Here is a 7,545-nt window from a genome sequence, read left to right as displayed (position 1 = left end):
CCGCTCTTTGCTACGCTTTGTCATTGGTCTGCTCCGCTATCTCGGGTTGACGGTGGCTTGCTTGCCCCCCGTCAGTGTGCCCGCTTCGGGCGGGGTTGGAGAAGCGGGGCGGACCATCCCATTACGGGCGCTCGCGGATGTGGGAGCGGCATCCTTGCGGCGACGCACCGTAGCCTCTGCTGACACGCGTCGCGGCCAGAGGCCGCTCCCACGGGCGCTCGCGGATGTGGGAGCGGCATCCTTGCCGCGACGCGCCACGGCCCCCGCTGACACGCATCGCGGCCAGAGGCCGCTCCCACGGGCGCTCGCGGATGTGGGAGCGGCATCCTTGCCGCGACGCACCGCAGCCTCGCTGACAGGCATCGCGGCCAGAGGCCGCTCCCACGGGCACTCGCGGATGTGGGAGCGGCATCCTTGCCGCGACGCACTGCGGCCCCCGCTGACACGCATCGCGGCCAGAGGCCGCTCCCACGGTGGCTGATCCGCCGACGCGCGATCCTGTGCGTGTGCTCCCTGCATTGCGCTGCGCGCCGATGGGCCATAATGCAGGCCGCCGCGAGACCCCAATGCCATGGAGACCGCCCGATGACGCCGCTGCACCGCCTGCTCCGCAATACAGTCGCCGCCCTGCTGCTCGCCTCCGGCCTGCCCGGCACCGCGTGGGCGGCCGCCGGCCTCGAAGACCGGGACTGGCAGCTCACCCAATATTGGACCGACGCCGGCCTCACCGACGCCATGGAGGCCGACCGGCCCGCCGTGCTGCGCTTCGAGGACGGGCGCCTCGGCGGCAGCGCCGGCTGCAACCGTCTGCTCGGCGGCTACACGGTCGACGGCGATGAGCTGCGCATCAGCCCGAACCTGGCCAGCACCATGATGGCCTGCCCGCCGCCGTTGATGGATCAGGAGCAGGCCGTCACGGTGGCGCTCACGCAGGTGGCGGGCTTCGACGTGAGCGACGACGGGCTGGTGCTGACCGATGCCGACGATGCGACGCTACTCGCCTTCACGGAGCTGGAGAGCACGCCGCTGACGGGCACCACTTGGTCGCTGACGCACTACAACAACGGCAAGGGCGCCGTCACCAGCGTGCTCCCGGGCAGTGACTTCGTGCTCATGCTCGCCGACGACGGCCGCCTGAGCGGGCGGGCCTGCAACAACTACCGCGGTGGCTTCATCGCCGCCGACGGGGACTTCGCCCTCGAAGGCCCCCTCGCCGCCACCAAGATGCTCTGTCCGGAGCCCGAGGGCGTCAACGAGCAGGAGGCCGCCTATTTCGCCGCGCTGGAGCGGGCAGCGGCCTACCGCATCCGCGGCGATGAGCTGGTGCTTTTGGATGCCGACGGCGCCACCCAGGCGCGCTTCCAGGCGGCGGAGCCGGCAGCGGCCAGTCCGGGGGACTGAGCGACACCCGAGGCAGCAGCGCCCACCGGCGGGCCGGGCTCGTCCAGACCCCCAGCGGTGTACGCCCGACATGGACATCCCCAACCCCGAGCAGGGATGGCCAGTGCGTCGGGTTTTGCCCGGCAGCGGCGGATGCGGCATCATCGGCGCCATGCAATCCCGACGCCGTCACTGCCTCTTGCTGCCCGGACTCGCCTGTGCGCTCCTGCTCGGCGCCTGCGGGCAAAAAGGGAGTCTATACCTGGCGGAGGACGACCCGGCACGCGCCGAGCGCGATGCCCGCGGCAAGGCGCCGCCGTTCCCATTCCCGTCCGAGACCGCGGACTGGCCACCCGACCCGCCGGCGCAGCCCGCCGCCGACGCGGGCCAGTAAGGCTTCGGGCCGCTGCGCAGAGCCGTTCGATGGACCACTTCAATTACCGCGGCGAGCGCCTGTTCGCTGAGGACATCCCGGTGACCGAGCTGGCCGAGCGCTTCGGTACCCCCTGCTATGTGTACTCCCGCGCCACGCTGGAGCGTCACTGGCACGCCTTCGACCGCGCATTGGGCGCGCGGCCTCACCTGATCTGCTTCGCGGTCAAGGCCAACTCCAACCTGGGCGTGCTGAGCCTGCTGGCGCGGCTCGGCTCCGGCTTCGACATCGTCTCCGTGGGCGAGCTGGAGCGGGTGCTGGCCGCCGGCGGCGAGCCCGATAAGATCATCTTCTCCGGCGTCGGCAAGGGCGCGGCCGAGATCCGCCGCGCCCTGGAAGCGGGCATCCGCTGCTTCAACGTAGAGTCGGAGCCGGAGCTGGAGCGCATCGCCGACGTCGCCGCGGACATGGACCGCGTCGCCACGGTCTCCCTGCGGGTCAACCCCGATGTGGACGCCCGCTCCCATCCTTACATCTCCACCGGTCTCAAAGAGAACAAGTTCGGCATCGACATCCACGCCGCGGAAGCCGTCTACCGGCGCGCGGCGGCGCTGTCGCACATCCATGTCGCCGGCATCGACTGCCACATCGGCTCCCAGCTGACCGAGCTCTCTCCCTTTCTGGACGCCCTCGACCACGTGCTGGCGCTCGCTGATCGGCTTGCAGAGCAAGGCATCGCCATCGAGCACCTGGACCTCGGCGGCGGCCTCGGCATCCGCTACACCGACGAGGCGCCGCCCGAGCCCGATGCCTATGCCGAAGCGCTGAGCGCGCGCCTTGGCGAGCGCGACCTGGAGATCATCCTGGAGCCGGGCCGCGCCATCGCCGGCAACGCCGGCATCCTGCTCACGCGCGTGGAGTACCTGAAGCCCACGCCGACCCACAACTTCGCCATCGTCGATGCGGCCATGAACGACCTGCTGCGCCCAGCGCTCTACGGGGCGGAGCAGGCCATCGTGCCCGCGGTGCAGCGCGCCGGCGAGCCCTTGCCCTGGGACATCGTCGGCCCCGTCTGCGAGACTGGAGACTTCCTGGGCAAGGCCCGCGCGCTGGTGCTGGCGCAAGGCGACCTGCTCGCCGTGCGCTCCAGCGGCGCCTACGGCTTCACCATGAGCTCCAATTACAATAGCCGGCCCCGCGCCGCGGAGGTCATGGTGGACGGCGACCGGGCCCATCTGGTGCGCCGGCGCGAGCGCCTCGCGGACCTCTACGCCGACGAGTCCAGGCTGCCTTAGAGCGCATGTGCCGGAGGTCTCGATGATGCCGCCGGGCCGGGATCGGTTGGATGCCGCTACCGATAGCGATAGCGATGGGCCGGCAGCGATCGAGCGCAGGCACACGAGCACGCGCGCAGACCATCCACGAGACCCAGGAGGCCACGCCATGAAGCGCAGCCCCGAGCCCGAGCTGATGGAGGGCCCCGAGCAGGCCCGGGCCTATGCCGAGGCCGACTTCAGTGAGCCCAACGAGCTCTTCCTGCGCCTGCTGGAGGAGCAATCGAGCGGCGCGCTCACGCACTGCCGTGCGCTGGACCTGGGCTGCGGCCCGGCGGACATCGTCATCCGCCTGCTGCGGCGCTACCCAAAACTGCATTGCGATGCCCTCGACGGCAGCCAGGCCATGCTGGACCTGGCGCAGACGGCCATCGATGCCCTTCCCGGCATCGCGAGCCGCACGCGGCTCATTTGCGACAAGCTGCCGTCCGGGCGCGTCGAGACCGGCGCCTATGATCTGATCCTCTCCAACAGCCTGCTGCACCATTTGCACGAGCCGCAGGTGCTTTGGCGCAGCATCCGCGCCGCGGCCAAGCCCGGGGCCCTGGTGCTGGTGATGGACCTCACCCGGCCCGCCTCCGCCGGCCACGCCGCAGCACTGGTGGAGAGCTACGCCGCCGATGCGCCGGAGGTGCTGAAGCAGGACTTCCGCAACTCTCTGCACGCCGCTTTCGAGCCCGCGGAGGTCACCGAGCAGCTGCGCGCCGCGGGACTCGCGGAGCAGCTGGCGGTGAACGTGGTCAGCGATCGGCACTTGGCGGTATGGGGGAGGGTCAGTGGCGAGTGACGAGTAACGAGTAACGAGTGGCGAGGTCCTGACCAATCGCAAGCCCTTTCACCTCGAAACTCGAAACTCGAAACCCAAAACCCGAAACTCGAAACCCGAAACCCGAAGCTCGACCTACATGCCACTACGCTTCACCAAAATGCACGGCCTGGGCAACGACTTCGTCGTGCTCGATGGCGTGCGCGAGCGCATCGACCTGACGCCGGCGCTGGCGGCCCGGCTTGCGGACCGGCGCTTCGGTATCGGCTGCGATCAGGTGCTGCTGGTGGAGCCGCCGCAGCTGCCGGAGACGGACTTCCATTACCGCATCTTCAACGCCGACGGCTCCGAGGTGGAGCAATGCGGCAACGGCGCGCGCTGCTTCGCGCGCTTCGTGCGCGATACCGGGCTGACGGACAAGGCCGAGATCCCCGTCGGCACCGCCGCCGGCCCCCTGCTGCTCAAGGTGCAGCCGGACGGCCAGGTGAGCGTCGATATGGGCGTGCCCAAGCTCGCACCGGCGGAGATCCCCTTCGTCGCCGAGCGGCAGGCGCCGCACTACACCCTGGACGTGGACGACGGCGCCGTGGCCATTGCCGCGGTGTCCATGGGCAACCCGCATGCGGTGCTGCAGGTCGCCAATATAGACCGCGCCCCGGTTACGGAGCTGGGCCCGCGCATCGAGTGCCATGCGCGCTTCCCGAACCGGACCAACGTCGGCTTCGTGCAAATCCAGGACCGCGGGCGGGTACGCCTGCGGGTCTGGGAGCGCGGCACCGGTGAGACCCTGGCCTGCGGTACCGGTGCCTGTGCCGCCGCAGTGGCTGGACATCTGTGGGGGGAGCTGGACCCCGACGTAGCGGTGACGCTTCCGGGTGGAACCCTTGTGATACATTGGCAAGGCTTGGGGAAGCCGGTGCAGATGACCGGGCCTGCGACCCGCGTGTTCGACGGAGAGATCGATCTATGAGCAGCCGCCCCAAAGCAGGGGATTCAGCGTCGGGGGATCCATCGTCCGCTGAGCCCTTGTCCGGTAACGCCCCCATTGCCGCATCTGAGCCGGACGCCGAAGCGCAGAGCCGAGCGATCGCCGACTACCTGCTCCAGCACCCGGATTTCCTGCTCCGCCACCCGCAGGTGCTGGCGAAGCTGCACGTCCCCCATGGCGCCGGCGGCGCCGTCTCGCTGATCGAGCACCAGGTCGCCGTGCTGCGCGAGCAGCTGGCCAACGAGCGCGGGCGGCTCAACCACCTGATGGCCCGCGCGCACGAGTACGACCAGCTCGCCGCCCGGCTGCACGAGCTCACGGTACAGCTCATTACCGTCCCGGACCTGGAGCGCGCCTGTGCCGCCCTGGAGGCGGCGCTGCGCGAGCAGTTCAATGCCGAGGCTGTGGCCATCCGGCTCTTCCCAGTAGACCCGGAGCAGCGCGCCGATGACCCCGTGGTGCAAGCCTTCGTGGAATTCGTCGACCGCGACCGCTGCCTCTGCGGCCCCCTGAGCCCGAAGCAGGCAGAGCCCTTGTTCGGCGCCGATGCCGAGGCCATCCAATCCGCGGCCCTGGTGCCCATGCGCGGCACCGAGCAGACCGGCGTGCTCGCCATCGGCAGCGCAGACCCCAAGCGCTTCACGCGGGACATGGGCACGGAGCTGCTGGAGCGCCTGGGTGCCATCGCCGGCGCCAAGCTCACGGACCTGGCCCACCGCGAAGGCTAGCAGCGGCGACCCCGCCGTCGTGCCGCCCGCCCATGGCAGAGCGCCCGCGCATCACACCCGCCACCGCCAGCCTGCGCATCGCCGGAGCCGCCACCGGCGACGACTGGCTCGACGCCTTTCTGCACCACCTGGCGCACGAGCGCCGGCTGTCGCCCCATACACTGGACAGCTATCGCCGGGATCTGGTCCGGATACTGGCCTGGCGCACGGAGCGCAAAGCCGGCGACTGGCCCGCACTCACCGATGGCCAGGTGCGCCGCTATGTGGCGGACCGCCACCGCGCGGGCATCGGCGCCCGCACCCTGGCGCGGGAGCTCTCGGCGCTGCGCGCGCTGTTCGAATACCTGCTGCGCGAGGGCGCGGCGACCCTGAACCCCGCGCGCACTGTGCGCCCGCCCAAGGCCGGGCGGCGGCTGCCCAACACCTTCGACCCGGACCAGCTGGGCGCCCTGATCGATGCGGATACCGCGCCCGGCTCCGAGCAGGGGGGCGACGACGACCCGCTCACCCTGCGCGACACGGCCATGGTGGAGCTCTTCTACTCCTCCGGGCTGCGGCTGGCGGAGCTCATCGGCGTCGACACCCGCGACATCGACCCGGCGGACGCGACGCTCACCGTGCTCGGCAAGGGCGCCAAGACCCGCCGGGTGCCGGTGGGCCGCGCCGCGCTCGCGGCCATCCAGCGCTGGCTACAGGTCCGCGGGCTCCTGGCCGGCCAGGACGAGTCGGCGCTGTTCGTCAGCAGCCGGGGCCGGCGTATCCACCCGCGCACCGTGCAGCAGCGCCTGCGCCTGTGGGCGGAGCGCCGCGGCGCCGGGCGCAATCTGCACCCGCACCTGCTGCGCCACTCCTGCGCCAGCCACTTGCTGGAGTCCTCCGGCGACCTGCGCGCCGTGCAGGAGATGCTCGGCCACGCCGACATCAGCACCACCCAGATCTACACCCACCTGGACTTCCAGCACCTGGCGCAGGTGTACGATCAGGCCCATCCACGGGCGAAGCGCAAGCGCTGAGTGGGAGCGGCCTCTGGCCGCGACAGCAAGGCCGCCGCAGCAGGTCGCGGCAAGGATGCCGCTCCCACAGCCGTGCAGCGCAGCGCAGTGTGGGAGCGGCCTCTGGCCGCGACGCCATTGGCACCAGCATCGCCGCATCCTCGCGGCAGGGATGCCGCTCCCACGAGCCGAGATCATGTCCGCCAAGCGCATCGTCCTCTACAGCACCGCCAACTGCCCGCACTGCAAGCGCGCCAAGGCGTTCCTGAAGCGCGAGGGCATCGCCTTCCGCGAGATGGACGTGTCGCGCAATCCGCGCGCCCGCAAGGCGCTGGAGCGCCTGGGCGCCCGCGGCGTACCGACGCTGATGATCGGCGACGCACGCCTCGACGGCTTCGACGAGAAGCGCTTCTGGCGGCTGTATCACGGCTAGGCGCGGCGGCTGTACGCGGCCCGTCGCCTCGCCGGCGACATCGGCCAGGAAACGATCAAAGGCGTCCAGCTCGGCGCGCAGCCGTTGCAGCCTCGCGCTCAAAGCTCACTACCCTCTGCGCAGACGCGCTTGGCGAGGCTCCGGGGGGCCTGTTCCAGGCGAATCAGGTCCGCTGGTCAGGTCCGCTGGTCAGATCAGCTGGGCCGTCGAAGATCCCCATCAAGTCAGCCAAGGCAGCGAAGTAACGCTCCGATGCGATGCCGGCGTGGAAGTCTAGGCCGGTGGGTGGCTCAAACGATGAGCTCTTGGCGGGCGCCTTGTCCCTGCTCAGCACCTATCAGCGCAAGCACGTCGACAGAACCTGGTGGAGTGCTAAATCAAGCCTTGTCGAATCCTGGTCAGGGCTTGATCGCAACGGCCTTAGCCCATCTTTGACATTTTCCAGCGCGGATTTTCGGTAAGTCATTGATCGAAAGTACACGAGCGGGAAGCGGCCATCAGTAAAGTCAAAGACTTGCGGTTTTGGCGCTGAAAGTAGTGCCATATTCGTC

Annotated in this window: 9 protein-coding genes; 8 read left to right on the top strand and 1 reads right to left on the bottom strand. The window is 69.9% G+C overall.

The features are described 5' to 3' along the window. Positions 1 to 585: 585 nt before the first annotated feature. The 8 genes from CKO31_RS24785 to CKO31_RS24750 all read left to right on the top strand — a co-directional run bounded on the left by CKO31_RS24785 (position 586) and on the right by CKO31_RS24750 (position 6,994). Positions 586 to 1,401 carry an META domain-containing protein gene (locus CKO31_RS24785; protein ID WP_200243206.1) on the top strand — a complete coding sequence of 272 codons (816 nt, stop codon included), beginning with the start codon at positions 586 to 588 and terminating at the stop codon, positions 1,399 to 1,401. Between the two features lie 70 nt (positions 1,402 to 1,471). After that, a complete protein-coding gene (gene lptM / locus CKO31_RS24780) occupies positions 1,472 to 1,774 on the top strand; it encodes an LPS translocon maturation chaperone LptM (RefSeq protein WP_200243204.1) in 303 nt (100 codons plus the stop codon). A gap of 29 nt (positions 1,775 to 1,803) precedes the next feature. Continuing rightward, on the top strand, positions 1,804 to 3,048 hold the full coding sequence (lysA, locus tag CKO31_RS24775) for a diaminopimelate decarboxylase (RefSeq protein ID WP_200243202.1): 1,245 nt from the start codon (positions 1,804 to 1,806) through the stop codon (positions 3,046 to 3,048). Positions 3,049 to 3,196: 148 nt separating this feature from the next. Continuing rightward, on the top strand, positions 3,197 to 3,874 hold the full coding sequence (locus CKO31_RS24770; RefSeq protein WP_200243201.1) for a class I SAM-dependent methyltransferase: 678 nt from the start codon (positions 3,197 to 3,199) through the stop codon (positions 3,872 to 3,874). Positions 3,875 to 3,992: 118 nt separating this feature from the next. Further along, the gene (gene dapF / locus CKO31_RS24765) at positions 3,993 to 4,823 is read left to right on the top strand and encodes a diaminopimelate epimerase (RefSeq protein WP_200243200.1); all 831 of its coding nucleotides are present in this window, start codon (positions 3,993 to 3,995) and stop codon (positions 4,821 to 4,823) included. A gap of 56 nt (positions 4,824 to 4,879) precedes the next feature. After that, the gene (locus tag CKO31_RS24760; protein ID WP_242475668.1) at positions 4,880 to 5,569 is read left to right on the top strand and encodes a DUF484 family protein; all 690 of its coding nucleotides are present in this window, start codon (positions 4,880 to 4,882) and stop codon (positions 5,567 to 5,569) included. 32 nt (positions 5,570 to 5,601) lie between these two features. Then, positions 5,602 to 6,582 carry a tyrosine recombinase XerC gene (gene xerC / locus CKO31_RS24755; RefSeq protein WP_200243196.1) on the top strand — a complete coding sequence of 327 codons (981 nt, stop codon included), beginning with the start codon at positions 5,602 to 5,604 and terminating at the stop codon, positions 6,580 to 6,582. A 175-nt stretch (positions 6,583 to 6,757) separates the two neighbouring features. Next, entirely contained in the window at positions 6,758 to 6,994 is a 237-nt protein-coding gene (locus CKO31_RS24750) for a glutaredoxin family protein (RefSeq protein WP_200243193.1), read from the top strand. A gap of 337 nt (positions 6,995 to 7,331) precedes the next feature. Here the strand turns inward: CKO31_RS24750 and CKO31_RS26545 are convergent. Further along, positions 7,332 to 7,545 (bottom strand): hypothetical protein (locus tag CKO31_RS26545; protein ID WP_207148108.1); only part of this gene is annotated, 214 nt, incomplete at its 5' end.

The sequence above is a fragment of the Thiohalocapsa halophila genome (assembly GCF_016583825.1).
GTDB classification, from domain to species: Bacteria; Pseudomonadota; Gammaproteobacteria; order Chromatiales; family Chromatiaceae; genus Thiohalocapsa; species Thiohalocapsa halophila.
Note: the sequence above shows the minus strand (reverse complement) of the source record. Positions and strands in the feature narration are given on the sequence as shown.

Coding starts and splice junctions, on each gene's coding strand:
- xerC (WP_200243196.1), top strand. CDS start 5,602: ATGGCAGAGCGCCCGCGCATCACACCCGCCACCGCCAGCCTGCGCATC.
- CKO31_RS24785 (WP_200243206.1), top strand. CDS start 586: ATGACGCCGCTGCACCGCCTGCTCCGCAATACAGTCGCCGCCCTGCTG.
- dapF (WP_200243200.1), top strand. CDS start 3,993: ATGCCACTACGCTTCACCAAAATGCACGGCCTGGGCAACGACTTCGTC.
- lysA (WP_200243202.1), top strand. CDS start 1,804: ATGGACCACTTCAATTACCGCGGCGAGCGCCTGTTCGCTGAGGACATC.
- CKO31_RS24770 (WP_200243201.1), top strand. CDS start 3,197: ATGAAGCGCAGCCCCGAGCCCGAGCTGATGGAGGGCCCCGAGCAGGCC.
- lptM (WP_200243204.1), top strand. CDS start 1,472: ATGGACATCCCCAACCCCGAGCAGGGATGGCCAGTGCGTCGGGTTTTG.
- CKO31_RS24750 (WP_200243193.1), top strand. CDS start 6,758: ATGTCCGCCAAGCGCATCGTCCTCTACAGCACCGCCAACTGCCCGCAC.